We start from the raw sequence: 24,844 nt of genomic DNA on the forward strand, positions 1-24,844 counted from the left end.
AATATTATCCACCAAATATTTATTTTGGATAAAAATTTCATTTAAATTTAATTATCCATTGTATTCTTTATTTTTGGTTTCGGAAATAAGTAATAATATCACTGTAGCAAACTTTGTGCAAAATAAAAAAATCAGGTAACTTAGTAAGTTACCTGATTTTGATACAGATAGTGACCTCGACAGGATTCAAACCTGTAACCTTCTGAGCCGTAATCAGATGCGCTATTCAGTTGCGCCACGAGGCCTTGTTTAAAGGTTTGCAAATATAGTACTTTTTTACTTTCTTTGGAAAATGAAACGCATTTTTTTATTTTTAATTTTCTTTGTTTTTACAATTTCCTGTAAAAAAGAAATTTCAAAATCGGATTCACAAAATATAACTATCTCGGAAAGAGTTAATTATTCTGATGACTCAAAAGATCTTACTGTCAACTCTGGAAAATTCAAAAATGTTATTCCAAAAGAAAAATTACCATTTAAGAAAGCAATGTTGCTTAATTCGAGCTTGATTGGCTACTTTTCTGAGCTTAATCTGGAAAATAAAATCACAGGCATTTCCAGTCCAGAGTATATTTTCTCGAACAAAATCCATCAATTAATCAAAGAAAATAAAATTCAAAATATCGGAAACGAGCAGAAATATAACATCGAAAAAATTCTGGCAAACAAGCCCGATGTCATTTTCACCAATTACGTTCCCAATTTCGCCAATACTTACGACATCTTAAAGAAAAACGGAATCGAATTGATTTTCTTGGACGAATTCCTGGAGCAAAATCCATTAGAAAAATCAAAATATCTGTTATTATTTGGAAAATTATTTGGAGCAGAAGAACAAGCGGAGAAAGCATTCAAAAATATCGAAGACAATTACAAAAAGATTCAAATTTTAGCTTCTAAAACTTCAACCAAACCAAATATTCTTTGTAATGAAATGTACGGAAGCCAATGGTTTTTACCGGGAGGGAATTCCTTTGTTGCAAGATTGATTAATGATGCTGGCGGAAATTATATTCTGAAAGACAGCAAAGAATCATCTTCCGTTCCGTTGAGCTTTGAGGAAGTTTTTGTTAAATCGGAGAATGTCAATTATTGGATCAATATTAGTCCGCATCGGAACAAAAAAGAATTATTGACTTTGAATCCGAATTACAGCAAAATGAAAGTCTTCAATTCAGGCAACCTATATATGATAAACAACCGCGAAAAAGACAATGCTAATGACTATTTTGAAAGTGGTGTTGTAAGATGCGATTTGGTTTTGAGAGATTATTTCAAAATATTTCATCCGGAAGATGTAACTTTCAGATCGGAACCTTTAGTTTATATGAAAGAGCTCAAATAATGAAAGAACAGAATTATAAAGTCGATTTTTTTGTTGGGATTTTATTGGTTGTCGGGCTGTTCATTGGTCAATCTTTGATGTATGCGGTCGGCCTCGGATTGTCATCGTTATTTGGTCAAGACATCAGTGATACAGGAATTTTCAATATTTTGATGTATATAGCAACAATGATAGTTCCCATCCTCTTTTTCGATTTTTTTATCGTAAGAAAAGACGGCAAAAAACTCAATTTTGATTTCTCCACCAAACCATTTCGGGTTTATTTATTGATATTTCCAATGATGTTCGGGATGATGCTGGTTGCAGATTACACCACACAATTGATTCCAACGACGGGCGATTTGCTTGGAGAGATTTATAAAATGTACTCAGACCAATTCGCAAAACTAGCAAAAGAACCAATTTCATTACTAATAATGACAGTCATTCTGGCACCAATTCTGGAAGAAATCCTTTTCCGAGGAATAATAATGAAAGGAATGATCAACAACAAGGTCAAACCAACAACAGCCATCATTGTTTCTGCCCTCATTTTCGGAGCGGTCCATTTCAATCCCTGGCAATTTGCAGGTGCATTTCTACTTGGTTTGGTATTAGGTTTGGTGTATTACAAAACCAAGTCGCTGCTGATGTCGATTTTGCTTCACGCATTCAACAATCTGGTTTCAGCAATGATGATGTTGTACTCAGATTCAGAAACATTCTCAGACTTGATACATTTCGACAACGAGTTGGTGCTGGTAATGGGAATAGTGATTTTCGCCGTTCCGTTTTACTTTTTCGCCATACATAAGAACATTATTTATAAAGATTAAATTTATGGCAGCTATCTCCGCCCTCCGTTCCCGCTTTTTCTTTTTTGATAAAAAAGAAAAAGAGCTCCACTCAGGTCGGGCTGCGTGCAATTCAATGTAAAAAACTAACTTCAAAAAATCTAAATCCTAAAAATGGAAATCCTTATAGCCACACATAATTTACATAAAAAAGAAGAGATACAGCAGATTCTAGGATCAGAATATATTGTGACAAGCCTGTCGGATTATGATTTGAATGACGAGATCGTAGAAGATGGGAACACCTTTGCCGAAAATGCACTTATAAAAGCCAAATATTGTTTCGAGAAAACAGGAAAACCAAGTATCGGAGATGACAGTGGATTAGTTGTAGAAGCTTTGAACGGTCGCCCTGGGATTTTTTCAGCGCGTTATGCAGGGAATCACAATTTCCAGAAAAATATAGAGAAAGTTTTGGAAGAGATGAAGGACGAACCAAACAGAAGAGCATATTTCATCACAACCTTATGCTTCAAAGACCAAGATGGCGAGCATTATTTTGAAGGTCGGGTTTACGGTAATCTGACCAAAGAAGTGTTTGGAGCAGACGGATTCGGTTATGACCCGATTTTTGTTCCGGATGATTATAATTTGACATTTGCAGAAATGCTGCCTGAAGAAAAGAACAAGATCAGTCATAGAAGTGAAGCTCTGAAACTTTTTCTGGAATTTCTTAATTCCAGAGGGGGTATATTGTAGTTTTTGCGATGTTTTTGTATATTTAGCCTTTTAATTTTCAATACATAAAAGAAAATTGAGTACATATCTTACAATTTTAGGATTCAACTCTGCGATTCCTACCATCAATTCCTCACCAACTTCTCAATTCCTGGAAATGGAAGAGCGCCATTTTCTCATAGATTGTGGTGAAGGAACTCAGGTGCAAATGCGTAAAGCAAAAGTGCGTTTTTCTAAAATTAATCACATTTTCATCTCACATCTTCATGGCGACCATTGTTTTGGCTTACCAGGATTGGTAGCATCTTTCCGATTACTTGGAAGAAAAACGCCTCTTAACATCTACGGTCCGAAAGGAATCAAAAAGATGATGGATACAATTTTTGAAATTACTGAAACTTATAAAGGTTTTGAAGTGATCTACCATGAACTAGAGGGAAAAGAATCCGTAAAGATCTACGAAGATAAAAGAGTGGAAGTTTATACAATTCCATTGAATCATAGAATCTACTGCAACGGTTATCTTTTCAAAGAAAAACCAAAAGATCGCCACCTGAACATGAAAGAGATATCTAAGTACAAAGAAATAGAGATCTGCGATTTTCAGAATCTCCGTTTAGGGAAAGATTTTGTTTCAGAAGACGGAGATATTATCGAAAATTCTCTATTAACAACAGATCCAAAGCCTTCCGTTTCGTATGCGTTCTGTAGTGATACTAAATATAAAGAAGATATCATCCCGATTATTGAAAATGCAGATGTTCTCTACCACGAGTCTACTTTTCTCCACAACTTGAAAGAAATGGCAGATTATACAGGCCATTCTACAGCTTTGGAAGCAGCGACTATTGCCAAGAAAGCACAAGTCGGAAGACTGATTTTGGGTCATTTCTCGAACCGCTACAGTGATTTAAGCGTGATGACAGAAGAAGCCAGACAAATATTTCCAAATAGTTTTTTACCGAAAGCTTTGGAAATGGTCAAAATAGGATAATGTTTAAACAATAAGATTTTATTCAGAAAAAATATTCCAATGATAAAAAGAACTTTAATTACGTTATTTTCAGTCAGTCTTTTTTTGGGTTCATGCTCGAAAGACAATGAAGACAGCCAGGAGTTTTCCATTATTGGTACGTGGAGTCCATCAAGAAAGATTATAATTGGCAATAATGGCGTGACAATCTCAAACACCGCATATTCCGATTGTTATAAGGCTAGCACTTTTAATTTCAGTACAAATAATACCATGACTTCACACGTCTATGATTCTAATGCGGAAGGAGATTGTGAGAACTATGGTTTTGTAACGGTGCCTTATTCTTATGACCATAACGCCAAAAAATTGGTCATAGATGGAGAAAATGTAGAGATTGTGAGCCGAACCAATAATGAACTGCAGTTCGTTTCCGATTATGATGATATAGACGGAGATGGCAAAGACGAAAAAATCGTCACGGTTCTGGTGAAATAAATACGGAACATGATTTCAATAAAATAAAGAAGACAGACTTGAATGAAAGTTTGTCTTTTTTTAACTATTTATTTAACACATCTTATTTGAGTCCATTGAAAAAATTGAAAAACACTAATAAGATTCTTACGCTAACAAAATCTTAAAAGATACAGATTCTAATCCGAACTTTTCATTCGGTATCAAAGTAACATTCTCTAACAATTGTCAACTAATAAAATGTTACGTAAATTACGCTCCGAAAAAATAAAAGTTTACAATGAAGAAAATATTTATTTCAGTTTCACTCTTATTAATGATGAATGCAATGGCACAGAAATTTGAAACACAAAGCTCAACTGATAAACAAGGTTATACTTACGAAACGGTAAAAAATGACCAGTCAGGCGTAAGAGTTTACACCTTGAAAAACGGACTAAAGGTCTATCTCGCAAAAAATGATGACGCTCCAAGAATCCAGACTTACATCCCTGTAAGAACCGGGTCAAATAACGATCCAAGTGATAATACAGGATTAGCACATTATCTTGAACATATGGTTTTCAAGGGAACTTCTCATTTGGGAACCAGCGATTGGGCTAAGGAAAAAGCTTTGTTAGCGCAGATTTCTGATTTGTATGAGCAACATAAAGCAGAAAAAGACCCGGAAAACAAAAAAGCATTATACAAGAAAATCGATGAAGTATCTCAGGAAGCTTCTAAATATGCAATAGCCAACGAATACGACAAAGCAATCTCTTCTCTTGGAGCAACTGGAACCAATGCCCATACTTGGTTAGACGAAACGGTTTACAAAAACAACATTCCATCCAACGAATTGGAGAAATGGCTAAAAGTTGAAAAAGAACGTTTCTCTGAATTGGTTTTGAGGTTATTCCATACCGAATTAGAAGCAGTTTACGAAGAATATAACCGTGCTCAGGATAATGACGGACGTCTTGTAAACTATGCAATGATGGAAGCCCTTTTCCCCAAACATCCAAATGGTCAGCAAACCACGATTGGGACTTCGGAGCATTTGAAAAGCCCTTCTATGGTCGCGATCCACAAGTATTTTGACACCTATTACGTGCCTAATAATATGGCAGTCGTTTTAGTTGGAGATCTGGATTTTGATAAGACGATCAAATTGGTAGATCAATACTTTGGAACTTTCAAGTATAAAGAATTACCAATGAAGAAAATGGTTTCTGAAGAGCCAATGACAAGCATTGTTTCCAGAACGGTAAAAAGTCCATCGACACCCAGAATGTCTCTGGCTTGGAGAACCGATTCTAACGGAACCCAGGAAGCAAGATTGGCAGATGTAGTAGCTGAAATATTAAGTAATAATGGTGATGCCGGTCTTATTGACCTTAATATCAATCAAAAACAAAAAACACTGGGCGCCGGTGCTTATGAATCACCATTCAAAACTTATGGTGCATTTGTTCTGAGTGTTGTTCCTAAAGAAGGACAGAGTTTTGATGAAGCCAAGAAGTTGTTATTGGAGCAAATTGACCTGGTGAAAAAAGGACAATTCCCGGACTGGATGCTGAACGCTATCGTAAACGATTTAAAAGTTCAGAGAATGAAACGTTGGGAAACAGCCGATGGACTGGCGACAACATTGTATTCAACCTATATTGGCAACAGAACCTGGGAGCAGGAATTGGATGAGGTCAACCAATATGAAGCGATTACTAAAGCGGATGTTGTAAAATTTGCTAATGATTTCTTCAAGGATAATTACGTTGTCGTTTACAAAGAAAAGGGTGTGAATGACAAATTGGTACGTGTAGAAAATCCAGGAATCACACCTATCAAACTGAACAGAGAAACACAATCTCAATTTCTGAAAGATATTATTAATACAAAATCTTCTGACATAAAACCAGAGTTTGTTGATTTCAAGGCAGCGATTGCTACATCTACTATAAAAGACAAGAAGATAAGTTTTATCAAAAATAAATATAATGAGGTTGCCCAAGTGAATTATGTTTTTCCTTTTGGGACAGATAATGACAAAGAATTAGCACTTGGTGTAACAGTTCTTCAGTATCTTGGAACGGATAAATATACGCCGGAACAGTTGAAAGAAGAGTTCTACAAGTTGGGAATTACTAATCAATTCAAGACATCCAATGACCAAATGATCATTGCATTGAGTGGGTTGGAAAGTAATATGAAGAAAGGAGTGGAACTGATGAATCACTGGATCAACAATGTGAAAGCGGATCAGGCAATCTATGATCAAACTGTCAACACCATACTTGAATCCAGAGAAGTCGCAAAGAAAGACAAGAACAGGATCATGGCCGCTCTTGCCAACTATGCGAAATTCGGGAAAGATTCCCGTTTAACGGATGTTATCTCCAAGGACCGTTTGAAAAGTATCAATGTTTCTGAATTGACATCCAAGATCAAGACGTTGAACGAATACCCATACGAAGTATTCCTTTATGGAGAAGATCAAAAAGGATTGGAAAAGGCAGTAAAACCATTCATTCTAAATACGCAACAACAGCCTGCAAAACCTAAAGAATATGCTGAGCCTGCAACAGCTGGAAAAGTATATTTCACACCTTACGATATGGTTCAGATGGAAATGTCCAAAGTTGCCAAAGCTGGTAATGTAAATGTCGCCAACTTCGGGAAAGCAAGTGTTTTCAATGAGTATTTTGGACGTGGATTGTCTTCTATCGTTTTCCAGGAGATCAGAGAAAGTAAGTCTTTGGCCTATTCGGCATATGTTTCTTATGCTAATGCAACAGAGAAAAATCATCCGAATTATGTAACAACCTACATCGGAACCCAAGCCAACAAATTACCTTTGGCAGTGAGCGCAATGACTGATCTGATGGCAGATTTTCCGCAGATCCCAGCTCAGTTCGAAAATGCAAAAGGTTCAGCTCTTAAACAAATCGCATCTAATCGGATTAATAGAACAGTGACTTATTACAATCAGCTGTCACTTAAAAAACTGGGAATCGATTATGATGTAAGAAAGGATATCTATGCGGAAATCCAAAAACTGACCTTACCTGAACTAACGAATTTCTATAATTCTGAGATCAAACCGTTGAAATATAACACGGCAATCATCGGTAAAAAGGAGAACCTGAATATGGAATCTATTAAAAAGATGGGAGATTTCCAGGAAGTAAGTCTTGAAGATATCTTCGGATATTAATCTTAAAAAAATTTCAATAAAAAAAGTGAAGCAAGAATGTTTCACTTTTTTTATTTTTTAAGATAATTTTTAATAAAAAAGTATTCTTTATCTATATATGAGAAATAACATATAAAAATTATTTTTTATAGGACATTCATTAACTTTTTTTCACTAATTTTAATTCAATATTAATTATTTCTGAATGAAAACACTTTTACTCGTAAGACATTCTAAGAGTGATTGGCCGGAAGACATTGAAGATTTCGATCGTCCTTTAACAGATTTAGGTATAATAAATGCTACAAAAATGGGCAATTATTTGAAAGAAAAATCAGTAAATATCGATTCATTTATATCGAGTCCCGCAAAGCGTGCACTTCATACCTGTGAATTATTTTCCAAAGTTTTTGAAAAGTCATATTCAACAGATGCTACATTATACAATCCGAGAGAAACTAATTTTGAGAATTTAATATATGGTTTAGATGACTCCATCAATTCTGTTGCACTATTTTCCCATAACAACGGAATATCAAATTTCGCCAATTCTTTAACCAATGAAATTGTGAATCTACCTACTTCCGGAGTGGTAGGCTACGAAATAGATTGTGATAATTGGAGGGATTTTGAAATGGCAAAAAAGAAATTCTTATTTTTCTATTCTCCGAAAAATTTTAATCAATAATATTTATAAAAGTAAAACTCCCAAATCTGGGAGTTTTTTATTTTATAATTCTAAAGCCTTCTGATAGGCATTTTCCAAGCCATCCAGATTTTTCCCTCCGGCTGTTGCAAAGCCCGGGTTTCCACCGCCTCCGCCTTGAATTTCTTTTGCCAGGTCTTTTACGATTGCTCCAGCCTGATAACTTGAAGCCAGATCATCCGAAACACCAACGGTGATCATTGGTTTTCCGTCTGCATCAGATAGAATAACCGTTACAGAAGTTGGGATCTCCCTTTTCAGCTGGAAGACGATATCTTTCACAGAACCAGCGTCAAGAGATGTTTTCTTTACTAAAAGCTGCTTATCACCTTTGTGTTCGTAAGCATTTTTCCAGTCGCCGATTTCGCCTTTTGCCTTTTCTTTTTTGAATGTTTCGACTTCTGATTTTAGATCAGCATTTTCTTCAATTAATTTTTCAATTGACCGGACAACATCTTTGGATTTCAGCAATTGAGAAAGTTCAGTGATCTGCTTTTCCAAATTTTTGAAATATTCAGCGGATCTATCTCCAGAAATCGCTTCAATTCTTCTGATTCCTGCTGCTGCAGAACTTTCAGAAACGATTTTGAAATAACCGATTTCACTGGTATTTTTTACGTGCGTTCCGCCACAAAGTTCCATCGACGTTCCAAACTGGATCATTCTCACATTGTCGCCGTATTTCTCACCGAACAAAGCCATTGCACCTCTATCCAGAGCTTCCTGAATCGGAATGCTTCTGAATTCCTGTAACGCAATACTTTCCTTGATTTTGGCATTCACTTTATCTTCAACCAGCTTCAATTCCTCATCTGTCATTTTATTGAAATGAGAGAAATCAAAACGCAGATAATCCGGACCGACGAATGAGCCTTTCTGCTCCACATGAGTTCCCAAAACTTCTCTCAAAGCTTCGTGCAACAAATGCGTACCAGAGTGATTTGCCTGTGAATTTTTTCTTTCGGTAGCGTTGACCTTAGCATAGAAAACAGCTCCTGCATCTTTCGGAATTCCATTGATTAAAGAGACAATCAATCCGTTTTCTTTTTTGGTTTCTAAAACTTCAAAGCTTTCCATAGCATTTTCAAGAACTCCTTTGTCCCCTATTTGCCCACCACCTTCAGGATAGAAAGGCGATTCGCTTAATACGACCTGATAAAACTCGCCGTCTTTATTTTCTACTTTCCTGTATCTTGTGATGTACGTTTCAGACTCGGTTTTATCATAACCTACAAAGTTTTCAGGTTTTTCTTCCAAAATTACCCAATCGTAAACTTTCTGTGCAGAATCGGCTTTTGAACGTTGTTTTTGCTCATTCAAAGCCTCTTCAAATCCTTTTTCATCGATGGTCAAACCCTTTTCCTCCGCAATAATTCTTGTTAGATCATCCGGGAAACCGTAAGTATCATACAATTCAAAAACTTCTTCTGTTGGCAACACTTTTTTGCCTTCAGAAATCGTTTGCTGAATCAATTTATCAACTCTGATCAATCCTGTTTCAATCGTTCTTAGGAAAGATTCTTCTTCACTTTTAATTACCTCCGTAACCAAAGTTCCCTGTTTTTCAAGCTCAGGGAAGAATTTACCCATTTGTTCCTGTAAAACAGCAACCAATTGATAAAGGAAAGGTTCTTTTCTGTCTAAGAATCTGTATGCATAAGAAATTCCTCTTCTTAAAATTCTTCTGATAACATAACCAGCTCCTCCGTTGGAAGGTAATTGTCCGTCAGCAATCGCAAAAGAAACCGCTCTGATGTGGTCTACCACAACACGGATAGCGATGTCTTTTTCGTCTGTTAAAATTCCTGTATATTTCTTACCAGAAAGTTCCTCAACTTTAGCAATCAAAGGTGTGAAAACATCTGTATCGTAATTAGATTCTTTCTGTTGTAAAGCCATGCAAAGACGCTCGAATCCCATCCCCGTATCGATATGTTTTGCAGGAAGATTTTCCAGAGAGCCGTCTGCTTTTCTGTTGAACTGCATAAATACGAGATTCCATATTTCAACAACTTGTGGATGGTCGTTATTAACCAATTCCAAACCGGAAATTTTGGCCTTTTCTTCAGCACTTCTCAAGTCAACATGAATTTCCGAACAAGGTCCGCAAGGACCGCTTGCACCCATTTCCCAGAAATTGTCTTTCTTGTTTCCGTTGATGATTCTGTCTTCAGAAATAAATTCTTTCCAATAATTATACGCTTCGTTATCTCTTTCAAGGTTTTCTTTTTCGTCACCTTCAAAAATGGTTACGTAAAGATTTTCCTTTGGAATTCCATAAACTTCTGTTAGTAATTCCCAAGCCCAAGAAATTGCTTCTTTTTTAAAATAATCGCCAAAAGACCAGTTCCCCAACATCTCAAACATCGTATGATGGTAAGTATCACGACCAACATCGTCCAAATCGTTATGCTTTCCAGAAACTCTCAGACATTTCTGAGTATCGGCAATTCTGGAAGATTTTGGTTCTTTGTATCCCAAAAAATAATCCTTGAACTGTGTCATTCCTGAGTTGGAAAACATCAAGGTCGGGTCATCTTTAAGGACAATTGGCGCAGAAGGAACAATAAGATGTTCTTTGCTTTTGAAAAAATCTAAAAATTGCTGTCTTATTTCTTGTGAAGTCATATTTGTTGCTTTTGGCTAATAGCGATTGGCATTTAGCTTTTTGTGGTGGCAAATTTAATGTTTTTGTAAAGATTCTTTGATACTAAATAATGAAATATTTAGGAAAATCAAAAATCCGAAAATAAGGTAAAAAGTTTGCTTTGGAAGTAGCACTATATTTCTTTGAAAATTCTCAAAAAATTTTGGTTGATAAAAACCTCCCCCATCAGTAATTGTAATTAAGTCATTACATAGTAAGCATTCATTTTCATATTTATCCAATTTTGGATCTTGATAATTGACTGTAGCAAAAAAATGACCTGTTTTTTCTATATCTAATGCATAGGTTTCTTGTTTAACAATTGCCATATCATTAAACAAAGAAATAAAATCATCATAAGAATTTTGTTCATCAATTATAAATTCTAACCCTGTATTTTTCTGATTTCGTTGTTGCATTTTTTTTAATTCAGAAACGTAATAGTCAGAATTCCGTCTTGCCGTATTCGGCTTTACAATGATTTTTTTATAATTCCAATTTCTATAAGGTTCGAAACTTAAATTAGGTTTTCCAATTTCTTTCGCCGGCAAACCAATATCTATAACATTAGGAATCGGCTTATTTAATTCTCGATTTCCATAAAACCAAAATAAAATCGGAATGATAACGGCACTTATCAAACCAGGAAAATAATATATTTTCTTTGGATGTTTCATTTTTATCTAATTATAAATCCACATTAGAACCGGTTTCTGAGAATTCTTTATCATCGGGTCAATTTTCATAAATGCATTATTCGAAACTGTAGGACAACCCCAACCTTCAGGCGAACCATTTGGATAGACTTCATCATCACTCATCTTTTCCCAGGAATGAAAAACAATAATTCTCTTTAGAGCATTGTTATTCGTTTTTTCCAGACCGTGCATCAAGTATTTTCTATTCACGCCCCAATTGCTGTAACCTCTTTCTCCCAATTTATATTTCCCTAAAGAAGAAAGATGGCTATTATCCTCATTGCTGAAAGTTGGATTTTCCTTACTCATATCTCCGCTCCAGGAATTACTTCCACAACCATGACCGACCAAATATTTTTGCGAAATTTCTTTTTTGTTAAAATCATAGATAAAGAAACGCTTCAGCCCCGAATACAAGCCCATATCGATCAAAATACAAAAGTCCGTATTGAGGTTTTCAGTTTCACAAAATTTCAAAGCTTCCTTTGCTTTTTTTTCAAGCTTAGAATCATTTAAAACTGGTTTGAGTTCAGTAATAGGATTTGATACGGTTGACAAATCTTTTTTTTCACATCCAAAAAAGATTGTGAAAAACATTAAATAAATTGATATTACTCTCATTTGTAATGCTGAAAAATCCCAAAATCCGTTGGTGTCCAGAGCGCAGCTTTCTGTCCGGCTGCTTTCAGTCCATTGTTTGCCCAGGTGTTGCAGGTATAAGTGAAGTTGTAACTGCCCTTGGCATCGTAGAAAGCATCATCATTTCCATAAACAGCATCCGTTTTTATAAGGACATAATTTCCAGAAGCATCTTTGTCAAATTTGGAATCAATAAACTGAATCAGATTCTGATATTGTTTTTCGGTCAACATCATTTTTTTACAATCTTCACCTTGCTTCATCGTCCTGTAATAAGTACAATGCATCGCAGAGTCGCTAAGCCAGAAAGCCGCTTTAAAAGCTGTTGAAAATTTGAGGTCAGACCAAGTTGGTGTGTCAAGATAGAAACCTTTGTCGCCCCAGCCAAATGAGATATAATTGAAATCCATCTGTTTCCTTTTTGTATTTTCGAATGGCAGTTTCTCACTCCAATCAACATATTTTGTTTTGACAGGCAGCACCAAATCTGTGTGCACACCATTGGTCAGGATGTACAATTCTATCGTTTTTGGTTCGTCCGTTTTTTCAGCTTTTACGGGAATATAAGGAATCAATAATCCCAAAATGATATACAAAAAAACGACTCCAATAATGAAGCCGATTATTTTTATGATTATTAGCAGCATTTTTTTCATCCGTTTGTTTTTACGAATCGTAGAGAACAATAAAGATAATAAAATTTTTGAAGCAAAACGGAGATGTTAATTTTTTTTAATTTTTCTTGGTTTTATGAAAATTTATTTTGAAATTTAATAACGAAAAATCACTAATATATGCCGAAAAAACGCCAATCCAACAAAAGATTAAAGATTAGAGTAAAAGTTGCACCTAAAAGAGTTCAAAAACGAAAATAACTCGACAAACGGGATTCTACTCTGATAAGAAATCGAGATTCCGTTTTAGTCCTGCAAACTTTGTCCGTTTAACCGCAGATTTTCTGAAAACCGAGGAAAAAACTTCTTGGGTAATGTCTTTCCACTCCTGTTTTGTAAAGTTTTTCAGCTGAGAATTCGGTTGAAATTTCTCTTCCAAAGTGGGAGCCGAAAATCGGTTCCACGGACAAACATCCTGGCAGACATCGCATCCGAACATCCAATCATCCATTTTGTCTTTGAAAAAGTCAGGAATCTGGTCTTTCAGTTCGATGGTTGCATAAGATATGCACTTTCTTCCGTCGATAATTTTATCAGAAATAATTGCTTGAGTCGGACATGCATCAATACATTTGGTACAGCTTCCGCAATGGTCTGTAACCTGAGAATCTTCGACTAAATCCAAGTCACAGATAATCTCGGCCAAAAAATAAAATGAACCATTTTTCTTGGTAATCAAATTGGAATTCTTACCGACCCAGCCAATTCCTGATTTTCTCGCCCAGGCTTTTTCCAAAACCGGTGCCGAATCTACAAAGACACGAAAAGAGAACTCTCCTATCTCATCCTGAAGTTCCACAACTAACATTCTTAATTTATCTTTGATAACTTCATGATAATCTTCTCCATAAGCATATTTTGCCAGCTTAAAATTTTCGTTCTGAAGTTTTTCTTCAGGAAAATAATTATAACTGAGAGAAATTACAGACTTGGAACCTTCCACCAACAATCTCGGATCAAGACGTTTATCGAAATAGTTTTCCATATATTTCATCTCACCGTGATGATTATTTTTCAACCAATTTTCCAGATGAGGAGCTTCTTCTTCCAAAAAGTCAGCTTTCGAAATTCCACACGACTGAAACCCAAATGCTGAAGCTTTGGTTTTGATAAGTTGCGTATGTCTTTCTTTAGGAATCATAATATTTTGCGAAATTAATGTTTTATAATTTTATCGCAAAGACGCAAAATCTTTAATATAATAATTGTAAAGTTGAAGTCGCAAGGTTTTAAATCTTCAATTTTTTCAATACTATTTTTCTAGATTTTTATATTAAAGTAAACTCTCTTTTTGAAATTTATATTGTAGTTTTGTTACAATTAAAACAGTAAAAATTTAAAATTATGGCAATAGAAGAAATATTGAAAGCGGGAAACTATCATTTGATTGATGTTCGTGAGCCTTTGGAATTAGAAATGGATGGAAATATTGCAGAAGCCAACAATATTCCTTTAGGAGATATCGAAGCTCATATCGATGAAATCAGGGCTTTGGACGGAAATGTAATTTTCTTCTGCAGGTCTGGAAACCGTTCCGGAAAAGCAACAGATTTTTACAAATCTCAAGGTTTCGAAAACGTTTACAACGGTGGTGGTTACAATGACCTTAGTCAGACTTTGGAAAATCTTTAAGATTTGAATTTCATAAAAAATAAAGCGGGAAACATTTCCCGCTTTTTTAGTTTTTACCCCTTGATAGAAGCCACATTACTAAGCCGATGACGCCAACTACGAGGATAATTCCCCACCACATACCGGCTTTGAAAATGGTCTCCACTGCTTCGCAGCTTGTTAATAATCCTAACATTAGGAATAATGGAATAATATTGATATATTTTTTCATAATTTATTTATTTGTGCTGAAAATTCAAAACTTAAGCCAAAATGTTATTTTCTTGATAAAAATTAGGATTTAAATTTTGTTTTTAAATAAATTATAAAAAATAAAACCACTGATCTTCAGTGGTTATTGGTTTATGCTTTTATGCTTTTATGTTTTTTTTGATTTTATTTTTATTCGTCCTCTCTTCTATTTTGTTGACGATATATCCTATTATAAAAGGAGCTGCCCAAGTCAGAGCCATTCTTAACAATCTTGATTTCATATCTTTAAATTTTTAAGATTATTACAAGAAATGCGCCATTATTGATTCTCATCAGAACTGTAATTACGAACTGCTTCTTTTAGACTTTTATGAATTCTTTGTTTTAATTTTCTTGGAGCTAAAACTTTAATAAACTCTCCCATTCCGAGAATCATTCTTTCTAATTCGAAGTTCAACTGAACACATATTTTGAAAGTTGTTCCGGTTTCGTCTTCTTTTATAATCTCCTGAGAATGATGAAAAGGTTTTGTCTTTACATAAGGTGCGTGTTTTCGATTAATAAAGAAGATTACATTCTGCGGACGTTGCGTCTCGGAAACTGTCGCACCAATCACTTCTCCAAAATATCGGTCTGCATTGAAATCCTTATCAATATAAACCGAATTTTCATCAACATTGACTTCCTCCATCCTATCCAAAGCAAGATTCATTATGCTTGATTTATGAAAACAAATCAAAAACCAGCGGTTATTATATTCCTTCAATAATTGCGGATGAACCGTAAGAATATTCATTTCTCTGGCTTTGAAACTTTTATAGCAAATCTTCAAAACCTTTTTATTGAGGATGCTTTCATACAAAATATCGATATATTCCAAACCTTTCAATTGTTCATTTTTATCAAGATGAATAATTGATTTTTGATTAGTCGATTGAATAGAATCTTCTAATTTCTGAATCACGCCATTCATTTCTTTAAACATAGAAAAATCCTTGAATTGTTTCAAGATTTGAACCGCATTATTCATTGCCTTCAAATCATTTTCGTTGACGGAAATATTATGAATACTGTAATCTGGGTCACTATAACGATAGAATCGTTTTTCATAAACTTCAATTGGTGCTTCATAACCGAATTTTTCACTTCGCATATTCTGTAAATCCAGCTGAATCGTCCTTTTACTCACAAAAGATTCTTTGCCTTCAAACTCAAACAAAGCCTCGGAACACTCTTCCATCAAATCTTCTAAAGTATATTTTTTGTACTTATTCTTCAGACATTTGTCCAAAGTTTTGTAGCGGATTAATGCGTTTTTATTTGATGACATTTATATTCGATTTTTATTTCAAATTTTCAACAGTTACTTTGTCATTCCGTAGGAATCTAAACAATGTTTTTTCAGAAATCATAAATTCTTACGGAATGACAAAGTATGTGGAAAGTCTATAAATTATTTTTTCGTCAAAGCTTCTCCTTCAAAGAAAACCCCATCCCATCCAAACTCGATGAAGTTTCTGATATTCTGATGGTCATTTCCTTCAGGATTTCCCAAAACATCTGTCCTATAAAAATCGCCGAATAAAGCCAAAGTTTCTTCTTTGGTCAAATCATTCAATTTTGCAAAACTGAAAACTTTGCAGGAACCATTATTCTGATCAGCTTCATTGACTGTATTTCCATTCGTGAATTTTGTCGGAGTAAAATCATAATTCTCATCAATAAAAGCAATCACTTCTTTGAAATCGATTGTTTCTGGAGAGTTTTTCAGTTGTTCTAAATTCATTCTAATAAAATTTCATCAAAAATAATTAAAATAATTTCAACAGCGCAAAAACATTGCGCACTTACACAATTACTTTGCATCATCAAATAACAACAAGATGACAACAATTACAGGAAACGACTTAATCGCTTTAGGATTCACACCGAAAAAATGGTTTGCTGAAGCTTTGAAATATATTAACGAAAATCAATTAGATGAAACTCAAATGAAAGACTATCTGGAACAATTCAAATCTCCGGAACCGATTTCATTATTAGAAAATCCAGCAGAATTTATCATAAACATTCGCGCAGAAGACGAAAGTGAAGATGACAATGTTGAAAAAGTCATTAACACAATGAACGTTTTGATGAAAACCCCAACATTAATTAACGGAGCAATTATGCCTGATGCTTGTCCGACCGGACCGGAAGGCCAAATCCCGGTTGGCGGAGTTGTGGTGGCGAAAAATGCGATTCATCCTGGATTTCATAGTGCAGATATTTGCTGTTCCGTGATGCTGACAGATTTTGGAAAAGCCAATCCGAAAGATGTTTTGGATGCAGCCCATTCCATCACACATTTCGGTTACGGCGGAAGACCAAGAGGCGAGCAAATGCCGATGTCTCAGGAGTTGATGGATGCTTTCAGAGAAAATCTTTTCCTGAATGACGAAAACCTGATCAGCATCGCACGTTCACATATGGGAACTCAAGGCGACGGAAACCACTTTTTGTTTGTTGGGATTTCCAAAAATACAGGCAACACAATGTTGGTCACGCATCACGGTTCCAGAGCGCCTGGCGCAAAGTTGTACGATAAAGGAATGAAAGTCGCTAACCGTTTCAGAATAGAACTCTCACCAGAAACCTTGAAGGAAAATGCCTGGATTCCCTTTCAAACCGAGGAAGGTCAACAATATTGGGAAGCCTTACAATTAATCAGAAAATGGACGAAAGAAAACCATGAATCCATTCATAATGCGATTTTGGAAAAATTAAATATCGAAAAACTAAACAGATATTGGAACGAACATAATTTTGTATTCAGAGATGGAGATCTATTCTACCACGCCAAGGGCGCAACGCCGCTGGACGACAAATTTTTACCAGATATCACATGTCCGAGGTTGATTCCTCTGAATATGGCGAAACCTGTGTTGATTGTCTCTGGGACAACCAACGGTAGAAATTTAGGTTTTGCGCCTCACGGAGCAGGAAGAAATTTTAGCAGAAGTTTTCATAAAAAATCTCTGGCTCATAAAACCACAGAAGAGATTTTTGCTGAGGAAACACAAGGATTGGATATCCGTTTTTTCTCTAATGAAATCGATATCTCCGAATTACCAAGCGCCTACAAAAGCGCCAAAAATGTAAGAGCCCAGATTGAAGAATACGGACTTTGCGAAGTTTTGGATGAAGTGATGCCTTTCGGTTGCATTATGGCGGGAGATGTGGGGAAGAATGCGCCTTGGAAGAATAAAAAGAAGAAGTATTTTGTGAAGAGATAACTACAAATTCAATAGAATTTTACATTAGATAATCCTGCTAAATGCAGGATTTTTATTTTTTTAAACTATTTAAAAATTACCCAATGTAATTATCCATAGCTTTGAGTGTCTTAAATTTGGAACATCAATTACAAAAATGAAGAAATCAATCCTAACATTATTGGCTTTTGCATCACAGATCACTTTTGCACAGTTATCTGCAGATAGTATAAAAGCAATCATAAAACAAGAAGTTGCCAATAAAAGAAGCAAAAGCATTGTTGTTGGAATCATTGATAAAAACGGAAGACAAATCTATTCCGAAGGCGTTGTTAGTGATGAGAATCCAGTTTTGCCAGACGGAAACACGGTTTATGAAATTGGCTCCATAACAAAGGTTTTCACTTCTCTCCTGTTGGCGGATATGAGTTTGAAACACGAAGTCAATCTGAATGACCCGATCTCAAAATTTCTTCCTAAAAATGTAAAATCACCAACAAGGAACGGAAAAGAAATCACCTTATCCAATCTCTCAACACACCGCGGAACTTTCCCCCGATTTCCCTACAATGTCGATCCGAAAAATTTGGACGAACCTTACGCCGATTACAGCGTGAAGCGATTGTATGAATATGTTTCTGATTTCAAACCTGGTTTTGACATCGATTCCAGATGGCAATACTCTAATGTCGGTTATGGAGTTTTAGGCGAGATTCTAACTTCTGTGGCTTATCAGAAGAATTATGAAACCTTTGTAGAAGATGTCATTTGCAAGCCACTAGGTATGAAGAGTACAGTGATTACTTTCACTCCGGAAATCAAGAAAAGAACAGCAATCGGACATTCGGAGTATGGCGAACCAGCTGATTTTATAGAGTTGGGAGCAATTGAAGCTTGCGGTGGTTTCCGTTCCACAGCCAATGATATGTTGACTTTTGCGGCTGCCAATCTGGGATTCATCAAATCTGATATTTATCCCGCAATGGAACTGACGCATTTGAAACAAGCTAAAAAAGACGGTAACAAAGGTTATGCGACGCTCGGCTGGACTTTATATAATGACGATGGAAAATATATCATTTTCAAAGACGGAGGAACACCCGGCTACAGAACATTCTTAGGGATTGATAACAAGAATGGATTTGCGGTAGTTGTTTTGTCCAATTCTAATAATGGCGTTACAGATATTGGCAATCACATCATTGATTCTACTTCGAAGATTATGCCGTACAAATATCCCTGGAAATTACTGGATACATTGCGAACAACGGTTAATCAATCGGGCGTAGCTTCAGGAATCGATTTATATAAAAGATTGAAATCGTCAAAAAAATCAGATTTATATTTCAATGAAAATCAATTGAACTATCTCGGTCACGAATTAAGAAAAGCAAGTAAAATAAATGATGCCATCAAAATCTTCGAGTTGAACGCAGCCGAATATCCAAATTCTACGCTTCCTTACGAAAGTCTTGGAGAAATCTACAAAAGGAATAACAACAAAAAAAAAGCAATCGAATGCTTCAGAAAAGCTCAGCAATTGGAACCAGAAAATCCCCGCTGGAAATTTCTATTAGATAAACTTATAAAGTAACATCATTATCCGTCTCAAAAAGATGGATATTTTTTTCACTCCCTTGTAACAAATCAAAAACAATCACAATAAATTAATTGATATATCAATAATTGATAAATCAATTTAAAATAAAATAATTATGGAAAATTTAGATTCAATCATATTTTACAATATCGACAAAGCCATCCGAGCTTACAGAAATTATGCTCAGAGACAACTGGAAGGAAACGGATTCAACATCACGATTGACCAATGGCTTATCATCAAAGCTATTCTAGAAAACTTCATTGTGAGAAGAGACACAAGAGTTGCGACGCTTTCGTATACTTATAACTTCGGTTCAGGTAAATCTGGTCAGCCAAGAAAAACCGGCGGTGCGGATGATTTGAAGCAGAGAGAGCTGGGAATGGGCAAACCTCTTTCACAAAAAACAAAGCTCCACCAAATAAATCGATGGAGCTTTTTGATGAAGAAGAAAATAATAGTTTATCAAATATTTTATAAAATGAAGGATTTACTAAAACCTGTCTTGACTGTCTGTTATTAATTTTAATTTTTTGAATGAGCCTTTGTCAAAATCAATCCGATTAGCCTTTACGGCAATTGGAAAATAGCCTATCCCATTTGAAATCATTTTCAGCTTGGATTGACTATTGATTGTAAAATCTAATTTTCCCTCTGCAGAATTATTTAAGCTGGCGATCAATTCAGCAGATAAATTAAAATCTGTCTCAATTTCTACAACAAGATTTTTCGCAAAGACAACCCCTGAAATTACAAGTATGTTATTACGATTAGCATTCTTTAGCAACGCTGGATTGCTGTGTCTAAAATCTGCTTTTGAAAAATAATTTTCTATCTCTCCTATCGGGTATTCCTTTGTTATAGAATTATCATAAGAAATAGTAACTTTCTTTCCATTTTTGATCTTCGCTGAAAGTTCAAAATTTCCAAGTCCTAGAGATTTTAGAATATCTTCCAGAAGTGTAATTCCAATATTAAATCCATAATCATCTTTTTTAGTTGCATTAACACTTAAAGCATCATTCGTAACTTCAATCAACGGAATATCGCTAATGAAAGCATGGTCAATATGTGAATAATATAATTCAACCTCATCAAAGGTCTTTTTTAACCAAAGTTGTAGAGGCTTGTGATTTCTTACAGGTCCATCGATCAGATCATAACCCTGTTCGCGGAGATACTTTTTCAAACTCATGATTATTGTTTTTTGTGATTTACATTTTGTCTTATTGTAATCAGTTTCCGTAATAATCTATTTTCTCACCAAAGAATTGTGCACCCAACCATACAGAACGTCTTCACCATCATTCGGTTTTTCCGCAATGAAAACATAGAACCAACCTTTCTCACTTTTGATGAATTCTACTTCCGTATCTTTGGAAAGCTGCCTTATTACAGAATGATCTGTTCCGGCTCCTCTTCGCAGATTTGTACCATTGGTAGTAATTTTAAAGATATCTGCAGTATCATCATGTCTTCCTAGCAGTCTTGCACGGAAATTCTCCATAGGAAATAATGGACCAGGGTCATTCTTACGCATCGGAGAAATATCATCATGACCCAAGATTTCTTTGATGGTAGGATATTTCTGCATAAGAACCTTACAGGCCTCCAGACAAGTCTGTATTTGTTTTTCGGTATAGCTATGCCAGTAACTTGGAGTATCCTCATGCTTGTGTATTGCCTCAACAGCATTCTCCTCAGGATATTCTTTTCCAAACCATGCGATATATTTACCGCCTTCTTTTTTTAATCTTCCTGGATTATCCAACTCTATACCTATTGAAAAATTATTGAATCCCACATGTTCTGCCCATCTGCTCACGCCAGCATGCCAAGCCTTCATATTAAAATCAATAAGTTGAGTGATCTTGCCATCACGTCCAATGACAAGATGTGCCGAGGCCCCAGCTCCTGGATTCTTGAACCACTCTACCGAGGATTCGGCGCTGCGCCCTGCAGTGAAGTGAATAATGATGAAACCTGGAGTCATTGTTCCCCCTTTGTTGCCGGTTTTCTCCTGAGTTATTTTCTCAGATGCATTTTCGGAAACCACTTTGTGATTGTTGATTTTCATAGTGTCTTTGTTTTTTATTTTTAATGATAATAGGTTACATTTTGCAATTGGTGCTGTAATTACGATTTATAAATCTGCCTAGCCATTAAATCCAAATCAAATTTCCAGAGAAACCCAACTATCTGTCACAAACGAGTTTATTTTGTAAAAACCTCCAGCTATAACTGAAGGTCTCCTTAATGAATGTATACATTCTTGAAATGGGTTATTGTCTTTCATGGTTGTTAGTTGTTCCAAATTTGAGAAAAAGAACAACTACTGTCAATTACACAAACGGGTAATTTTGATATCAAAAGACGAAAATAAAAATCAAAGCCTCAAAGGGGAAGTGAAAATAAGGAGAGTGCCCTTTTCTGTTACTGGAAATTGCAGCGTGCCCGAGATATCACGCATTCTGTTTTGCATATTGTACATACCATAATTACCAACCTGATCAGGTTTTTCTTGTATCCCTAGGCCATTATCCGAAATGGTTAATTTCAAACTATCTTTCTCTATCATAAAAACAATCTCAACATGTGTAGCCTGACTGTGCTTGTAAATATTATTAAGAGCTTCCTTATAGCAAAAAAAAAGGTTTCTTCTAATTTCCGTGTAAAGTGGATAATCCTTTTGAATCATTGTTACGAAGTGTATTTTTATTTTGGACCTCGAAAAAAAATCTGTAGCATATTTATGAGAAAAACTTATGAAGCTTAATAGAAAATCATTTTGTGTTTTTAAACTCCATATCATTTCTCTCATTGCAACGGTCATTTCTTCTGTGGTTTTTATCAGCTCATCCAATTCAGAGGTCAGAAAAGGGTTATTTGCAGAGTTTTCTTTTATGAATTCACTCTGTAGTTTCAAGGCAGAAATCCTGGCCCCAATATCATCATGCATATCGCTGGAGATTCTTTCACGCTCACGCTCTATTTCTTTTTGTTTTTCAAGTTCTTTTTGCAGGATATGGTTTTGGTATTCTGATTCTTTCAATCTTTGCTGCTGATGAAACAATAATTGTCTCTTGTTATATATAAATACCAGAAATATTAAAAAGCCAACAAATAGCATCATTACAAAAATAGAAATGATGTAAGTGACTTTTACTTCCTCTGGTATGTATTTCATCTATGATATAAGCTTTTAAAGAAAATCAGATAAGATATAATTGTTGCGATCTGATATATATTGTCCAAGACCAATAAAAATCCCAGATCTTGCCTATTAAAGAAGTATAACGGTATCATCTTGAAAATAAAAAAAATGATCCAGAACAACAAAGCAGAACTCACCCAAAATTTTTGTTTATCAGTTATTCTTTGTTCATCTACCGTCATTATTTCTTTAGCAAACCAAAACAAAGGTAGAATAATATATACGAGAGACATCAGAATAATAAGTGGTGCTGCATATGGATTCTCCGAACTGAAAATCAATAACGAACCTAGTAAAAACACTAATGAAAGTATAAAATAGTAGATAAGCCTATTATAGAACAATGCTCTATAGTAATATATAAAAAAACATATGTAAAACAATATGGCATAAGGATGAATATTCCATAATGTTTTTTTAAAAAGAAAATACATATACAGATCTACCAATAATACTGCTGAAAAGTAAACATACAGAATATCCTTTCTAACTATAGACTTAATTAAACAAAATGTAACAGCGATAATGTATATATAATATAAGTATTGCATCCAGGTAAGATTAATAGTTTTTAAGATCAGCTCTCTCTAAGAGGTGGGTAAGTAGGAAAAACGTCTCCATATTGAGTGGCAGCCATAGCAGCTATTCCATTCCCAATGTGTTCTAATTCATAATATAATGTAAATTGTCCCATATTGAAAAAGTTAAGTCGAGATTCTCCTCTGAAAATGTCTTCCAGATCAAAACTGATAAGTCCTGTATTAAAAAACAACAAAGCTTTTGTACCATCATCCTCTAAAGCCATTTCGCATAGTGACTTAAAATATGAATCATAGGAAACAACTATTTTTTTCGTGTTTTCATTCCCCGAAAATATATTTCCTTGAAAGCCTTCATCAAAGCTATCTTTATAAATACTATCAAAATTATCTTTATAAGTTGCGAAATCATTCGAAATATCTTGAACGTGATCTCCGTCAAAAACCAAATAATACTTTCCCGGATCATCTGAAAAACTCATTGCAAAATCTATTTTCTTGTCACCTGTTCGTCTGTTTGGAAGTGCGATCAAATCAAAAATCAGATCAATACCATCTGTAGCATTTGCTGCAATAAAATTTATACAATCTTTTTCTAACTTATACTTATAACTGAATTCGCTTAAGTCCGATAGCTCCAGATTATTTTTAAGTTTCAAAGCCCTCCGATCGGTAATCTGGTGTCCGGAAGTTGTTGATGTGCCATGGTCGACAAAATCATTGACTATCCGTTCCACATCATGTCTGCTACGATTCAAATAAGCATCTACATCTTGTCTGCTTGTCGCAAAAACCTCCATAAGGTAATCTTTAAAAGCGGTTTTCAATTGGTCTAGTTTTTCACTCATGATTCTAATGTTTTGTTTGGTTATATTTGTTCACGGCCTCTATTTTATTGGCGACATGTAATTTACGGTAGATATTTCCAATGTGTTTTTTCACAGTATCTATACTGATGCATTTTTGGTCAGCAATTTCTTTATATAGAAACCCTTCTGATAGAGATTTTAGTATCTCCAATTCTTTTGTTGTAAGCGAGTCCAGATCCTTATCGGTGTTTTGTCTTCTTTGGAAAAACTTCAACACCTTTTGAGCAATAATATGACTCATTGGAGCACCTCCTTCTACAGATTCCCTTATGGATTCTGTAATTTTTTGCATACTTTCATCTTTTAGCAGATAGCCACTGGCACCATTTTTCAATGCTTCATAAATAGTATCTTCATCTTCATAGGTCGTACACATGATGAATTTCGTTTCTGGCAAAAAAGATGATGCAAACTTTACAACATCTGTCCCAAACATATCTTGCAACTGCACATCCATCAAAACAACGTGTGGATGATATTGTTCCAAATTTTCCTTCGCTTCTTTTCCATTAAAAAACTGGGCAACACAAATAAGATCATCTTGGTGATTGATGATCTTTTTAAGAGCATTGCTATATGTCTTTTCATCTTCTACAATCGCAACCGTTATTTTCATTATATCTTTTTGACAAATATGGAATCTTATGCATTCACAATCAATTACACAAAAGGGTAAAACATTGCCGTTATCATATTTACAAG

The 24,844-nt window shown here is 35.0% G+C and carries 25 protein-coding genes and 1 tRNA gene; 12 read left to right on the forward strand and 14 right to left on the reverse strand.

Translation table 11 applies throughout. The features are described 5' to 3' along the window. Positions 1 to 171 precede the first annotated feature (171 nt). Positions 172 to 245: transfer RNA gene (locus RTX21_RS05855), tRNA-Arg, on the reverse strand. Between the two features lie 47 nt (positions 246 to 292). Between RTX21_RS05855 and RTX21_RS05860 the strand changes: the two genes are divergently transcribed. From RTX21_RS05860 to RTX21_RS05890, 7 genes are all read left to right on the forward strand, one after another. Then, on the forward strand, positions 293 to 1,345 hold the full coding sequence (locus RTX21_RS05860; RefSeq protein WP_312765938.1) for an ABC transporter substrate-binding protein: 1,053 nt from the start codon (positions 293 to 295) through the stop codon (positions 1,343 to 1,345). Beyond that, positions 1,345 to 2,160, forward strand: coding sequence for a type II CAAX endopeptidase family protein (locus RTX21_RS05865; protein ID WP_312765940.1), 816 nt, complete (start codon positions 1,345 to 1,347; stop codon positions 2,158 to 2,160). The genes RTX21_RS05860 and RTX21_RS05865 overlap by 1 nt, the downstream gene beginning before the upstream one ends. A 132-nt stretch (positions 2,161 to 2,292) precedes the next feature. After that, positions 2,293 to 2,877 carry an RdgB/HAM1 family non-canonical purine NTP pyrophosphatase gene (rdgB, locus tag RTX21_RS05870; RefSeq protein ID WP_312765941.1) on the forward strand — a complete coding sequence of 195 codons (585 nt, stop codon included), beginning with the start codon at positions 2,293 to 2,295 and terminating at the stop codon, positions 2,875 to 2,877. Between the two features lie 55 nt (positions 2,878 to 2,932). Beyond that, positions 2,933 to 3,850: a ribonuclease Z gene (locus tag RTX21_RS05875; RefSeq protein WP_312765942.1), complete on the forward strand. Its 918-nt coding sequence runs from the start codon at positions 2,933 to 2,935 to the stop codon at positions 3,848 to 3,850. Between the two features lie 39 nt (positions 3,851 to 3,889). Further along, positions 3,890 to 4,327, forward strand: coding sequence for a lipocalin family protein (locus RTX21_RS05880; protein WP_312765943.1), 438 nt, complete (start codon positions 3,890 to 3,892; stop codon positions 4,325 to 4,327). A gap of 259 nt (positions 4,328 to 4,586) precedes the next feature. Then, the gene (locus RTX21_RS05885; RefSeq protein ID WP_312765944.1) at positions 4,587 to 7,499 is read left to right on the forward strand and encodes an insulinase family protein; all 2,913 of its coding nucleotides are present in this window, start codon (positions 4,587 to 4,589) and stop codon (positions 7,497 to 7,499) included. A gap of 184 nt (positions 7,500 to 7,683) precedes the next feature. Further along, positions 7,684 to 8,166, forward strand: a complete 483-nt coding sequence (locus tag RTX21_RS05890) for a histidine phosphatase family protein (RefSeq protein WP_312765946.1) — start codon at positions 7,684 to 7,686, stop codon at positions 8,164 to 8,166. Positions 8,167 to 8,208: 42 nt separating this feature from the next. Here RTX21_RS05890 and alaS read toward each other — a convergent pair whose 3' ends face one another. The 5 genes from alaS to queG form a co-directional block, all read right to left on the reverse strand. After that, positions 8,209 to 10,812: an alanine--tRNA ligase gene (gene alaS / locus RTX21_RS05895; RefSeq protein WP_312765947.1), complete on the reverse strand. Its 2,604-nt coding sequence runs from the start codon at positions 10,810 to 10,812 to the stop codon at positions 8,209 to 8,211. Between the two features lie 54 nt (positions 10,813 to 10,866). Beyond that, entirely contained in the window at positions 10,867 to 11,508 is a 642-nt protein-coding gene (locus tag RTX21_RS05900; protein ID WP_312765948.1) for a hypothetical protein, read from the reverse strand. Between the two features lie 6 nt (positions 11,509 to 11,514). Next, positions 11,515 to 12,087 (reverse strand): murein L,D-transpeptidase catalytic domain-containing protein, encoded by a 573-nt coding sequence (locus tag RTX21_RS05905; protein ID WP_312765949.1) that lies wholly within the window; start codon positions 12,085 to 12,087, stop codon positions 11,515 to 11,517. A gap of 59 nt (positions 12,088 to 12,146) precedes the next feature. Further along, a complete protein-coding gene (locus RTX21_RS05910; protein ID WP_312765951.1) occupies positions 12,147 to 12,824 on the reverse strand; it encodes a TIGR02117 family protein in 678 nt (225 codons plus the stop codon). Positions 12,825 to 13,059: 235 nt separating this feature from the next. Next, entirely contained in the window at positions 13,060 to 13,983 is a 924-nt protein-coding gene (gene queG, locus RTX21_RS05915; protein ID WP_312765953.1) for a tRNA epoxyqueuosine(34) reductase QueG, read from the reverse strand. Positions 13,984 to 14,186: 203 nt separating this feature from the next. On the opposite strand from queG, the gene RTX21_RS05920 reads away from it, so the two are divergent. Further along, a complete protein-coding gene (locus tag RTX21_RS05920; RefSeq protein WP_312765954.1) occupies positions 14,187 to 14,474 on the forward strand; it encodes a rhodanese-like domain-containing protein in 288 nt (95 codons plus the stop codon). A 46-nt stretch (positions 14,475 to 14,520) separates the two neighbouring features. Here the strand turns inward: RTX21_RS05920 and RTX21_RS05925 are convergent, their stop codons facing one another. The 3 genes from RTX21_RS05925 to RTX21_RS05935 form a co-directional block, all read right to left on the reverse strand. Beyond that, entirely contained in the window at positions 14,521 to 14,685 is a 165-nt protein-coding gene (locus RTX21_RS05925; RefSeq protein ID WP_116033664.1) for a phosphatidate cytidylyltransferase, read from the reverse strand. Between the two features lie 300 nt (positions 14,686 to 14,985). Beyond that, entirely contained in the window at positions 14,986 to 15,996 is a 1,011-nt protein-coding gene (locus tag RTX21_RS05930; RefSeq protein ID WP_312765958.1) for a WYL domain-containing protein, read from the reverse strand. 123 nt (positions 15,997 to 16,119) lie between these two features. After that, positions 16,120 to 16,452 carry a HopJ type III effector protein gene (locus tag RTX21_RS05935; protein ID WP_312765960.1) on the reverse strand — a complete coding sequence of 111 codons (333 nt, stop codon included), beginning with the start codon at positions 16,450 to 16,452 and terminating at the stop codon, positions 16,120 to 16,122. Between the two features lie 97 nt (positions 16,453 to 16,549). Here RTX21_RS05935 and RTX21_RS05940 point away from each other — a divergent pair, with 97 nt between their 5' ends. The 3 genes from RTX21_RS05940 to RTX21_RS05950 all read left to right on the forward strand — a co-directional run bounded on the left by RTX21_RS05940 (position 16,550) and on the right by RTX21_RS05950 (position 20,043). Then, the gene (locus RTX21_RS05940) at positions 16,550 to 17,941 is read left to right on the forward strand and encodes an RtcB family protein (protein WP_312765962.1); all 1,392 of its coding nucleotides are present in this window, start codon (positions 16,550 to 16,552) and stop codon (positions 17,939 to 17,941) included. A 136-nt stretch (positions 17,942 to 18,077) separates the two neighbouring features. After that, positions 18,078 to 19,514 (forward strand): serine hydrolase, encoded by a 1,437-nt coding sequence (locus RTX21_RS05945; RefSeq protein ID WP_312765964.1) that lies wholly within the window; start codon positions 18,078 to 18,080, stop codon positions 19,512 to 19,514. Positions 19,515 to 19,635: 121 nt separating this feature from the next. Further along, positions 19,636 to 20,043 (forward strand): hypothetical protein, encoded by a 408-nt coding sequence (locus tag RTX21_RS05950; protein WP_312765966.1) that lies wholly within the window; start codon positions 19,636 to 19,638, stop codon positions 20,041 to 20,043. On the opposite strand, the gene RTX21_RS05955 is transcribed toward RTX21_RS05950, so the two are convergent. From RTX21_RS05955 to RTX21_RS05965, 3 genes are all read right to left on the reverse strand, one after another. Next, entirely contained in the window at positions 20,014 to 20,715 is a 702-nt protein-coding gene (locus RTX21_RS05955) for a hypothetical protein (RefSeq protein ID WP_312765968.1), read from the reverse strand. The two genes, RTX21_RS05950 and RTX21_RS05955, sit on opposite strands and share 30 nt — an antisense overlap. A 57-nt stretch (positions 20,716 to 20,772) precedes the next feature. Then, positions 20,773 to 21,597: an N-acetylmuramoyl-L-alanine amidase gene (locus tag RTX21_RS05960; protein ID WP_312765970.1), complete on the reverse strand. Its 825-nt coding sequence runs from the start codon at positions 21,595 to 21,597 to the stop codon at positions 20,773 to 20,775. A gap of 309 nt (positions 21,598 to 21,906) precedes the next feature. Next, positions 21,907 to 22,707: a histidine kinase gene (locus tag RTX21_RS05965; protein WP_312765973.1), complete on the reverse strand. Its 801-nt coding sequence runs from the start codon at positions 22,705 to 22,707 to the stop codon at positions 21,907 to 21,909. 135 nt (positions 22,708 to 22,842) lie between these two features. Between RTX21_RS05965 and RTX21_RS05970 the strand changes: the two genes are divergently transcribed. Then, positions 22,843 to 23,055: a hypothetical protein gene (locus tag RTX21_RS05970; protein WP_312765975.1), complete on the forward strand. Its 213-nt coding sequence runs from the start codon at positions 22,843 to 22,845 to the stop codon at positions 23,053 to 23,055. A gap of 256 nt (positions 23,056 to 23,311) precedes the next feature. Here RTX21_RS05970 and RTX21_RS05975 read toward each other — a convergent pair whose 3' ends face one another. Next, the gene (locus RTX21_RS05975) at positions 23,312 to 24,121 is read right to left on the reverse strand and encodes a hypothetical protein (RefSeq protein ID WP_312765977.1); all 810 of its coding nucleotides are present in this window, start codon (positions 24,119 to 24,121) and stop codon (positions 23,312 to 23,314) included. Positions 24,122 to 24,125: 4 nt separating this feature from the next. Next, positions 24,126 to 24,758, reverse strand: a complete 633-nt coding sequence (locus RTX21_RS05980) for a response regulator transcription factor (protein ID WP_312765979.1) — start codon at positions 24,756 to 24,758, stop codon at positions 24,126 to 24,128. Between the last annotated feature and the right edge of the window lie 86 nt (positions 24,759 to 24,844).

Source organism: Epilithonimonas sp. (assembly GCF_032054305.1).
Lineage (GTDB): Bacteria > Bacteroidota > Bacteroidia > Flavobacteriales > Weeksellaceae > Epilithonimonas.

What these genes read in the sequence shown, in the direction of transcription:
- RTX21_RS05860 (WP_312765938.1), top strand. Translation starts at nt 293, where the DNA reads ATGAAACGCATTTTTTTATTTTTAATTTTCTTTGTTTTTACAATTTCC.
- RTX21_RS05865 (WP_312765940.1), top strand. Translation starts at nt 1,345, where the DNA reads ATGAAAGAACAGAATTATAAAGTCGATTTTTTTGTTGGGATTTTATTG.
- rdgB (WP_312765941.1), top strand. Translation starts at nt 2,293, where the DNA reads ATGGAAATCCTTATAGCCACACATAATTTACATAAAAAAGAAGAGATA.
- RTX21_RS05880 (WP_312765943.1), top strand. Translation starts at nt 3,890, where the DNA reads ATGATAAAAAGAACTTTAATTACGTTATTTTCAGTCAGTCTTTTTTTG.
- RTX21_RS05885 (WP_312765944.1), top strand. Translation starts at nt 4,587, where the DNA reads ATGAAGAAAATATTTATTTCAGTTTCACTCTTATTAATGATGAATGCA.
- RTX21_RS05890 (WP_312765946.1), top strand. Translation starts at nt 7,684, where the DNA reads ATGAAAACACTTTTACTCGTAAGACATTCTAAGAGTGATTGGCCGGAA.
- alaS (WP_312765947.1), bottom strand. Translation starts at nt 10,812, where the DNA reads ATGACTTCACAAGAAATAAGACAGCAATTTTTAGATTTTTTCAAAAGC.
- RTX21_RS05900 (WP_312765948.1), bottom strand. Translation starts at nt 11,508, where the DNA reads ATGAAACATCCAAAGAAAATATATTATTTTCCTGGTTTGATAAGTGCC.
- RTX21_RS05910 (WP_312765951.1), bottom strand. Translation starts at nt 12,824, where the DNA reads ATGAAAAAAATGCTGCTAATAATCATAAAAATAATCGGCTTCATTATT.
- queG (WP_312765953.1), bottom strand. Translation starts at nt 13,983, where the DNA reads ATGATTCCTAAAGAAAGACATACGCAACTTATCAAAACCAAAGCTTCA.
- RTX21_RS05920 (WP_312765954.1), top strand. Translation starts at nt 14,187, where the DNA reads ATGGCAATAGAAGAAATATTGAAAGCGGGAAACTATCATTTGATTGAT.
- RTX21_RS05925 (WP_116033664.1), bottom strand. Translation starts at nt 14,685, where the DNA reads ATGAAAAAATATATCAATATTATTCCATTATTCCTAATGTTAGGATTA.
- RTX21_RS05930 (WP_312765958.1), bottom strand. Translation starts at nt 15,996, where the DNA reads ATGTCATCAAATAAAAACGCATTAATCCGCTACAAAACTTTGGACAAA.
- RTX21_RS05935 (WP_312765960.1), bottom strand. Translation starts at nt 16,452, where the DNA reads ATGAATTTAGAACAACTGAAAAACTCTCCAGAAACAATCGATTTCAAA.
- RTX21_RS05940 (WP_312765962.1), top strand. Translation starts at nt 16,550, where the DNA reads ATGACAACAATTACAGGAAACGACTTAATCGCTTTAGGATTCACACCG.
- RTX21_RS05945 (WP_312765964.1), top strand. Translation starts at nt 18,078, where the DNA reads ATGAAGAAATCAATCCTAACATTATTGGCTTTTGCATCACAGATCACT.
- RTX21_RS05950 (WP_312765966.1), top strand. Translation starts at nt 19,636, where the DNA reads ATGGAAAATTTAGATTCAATCATATTTTACAATATCGACAAAGCCATC.
- RTX21_RS05955 (WP_312765968.1), bottom strand. Translation starts at nt 20,715, where the DNA reads ATGAGTTTGAAAAAGTATCTCCGCGAACAGGGTTATGATCTGATCGAT.
- RTX21_RS05960 (WP_312765970.1), bottom strand. Translation starts at nt 21,597, where the DNA reads ATGAAAATCAACAATCACAAAGTGGTTTCCGAAAATGCATCTGAGAAA.
- RTX21_RS05965 (WP_312765973.1), bottom strand. Translation starts at nt 22,707, where the DNA reads ATGAAATACATACCAGAGGAAGTAAAAGTCACTTACATCATTTCTATT.
- RTX21_RS05970 (WP_312765975.1), top strand. Translation starts at nt 22,843, where the DNA reads ATGATCCAGAACAACAAAGCAGAACTCACCCAAAATTTTTGTTTATCA.
- RTX21_RS05975 (WP_312765977.1), bottom strand. Translation starts at nt 24,121, where the DNA reads ATGAGTGAAAAACTAGACCAATTGAAAACCGCTTTTAAAGATTACCTT.
- RTX21_RS05980 (WP_312765979.1), bottom strand. Translation starts at nt 24,758, where the DNA reads ATGAAAATAACGGTTGCGATTGTAGAAGATGAAAAGACATATAGCAAT.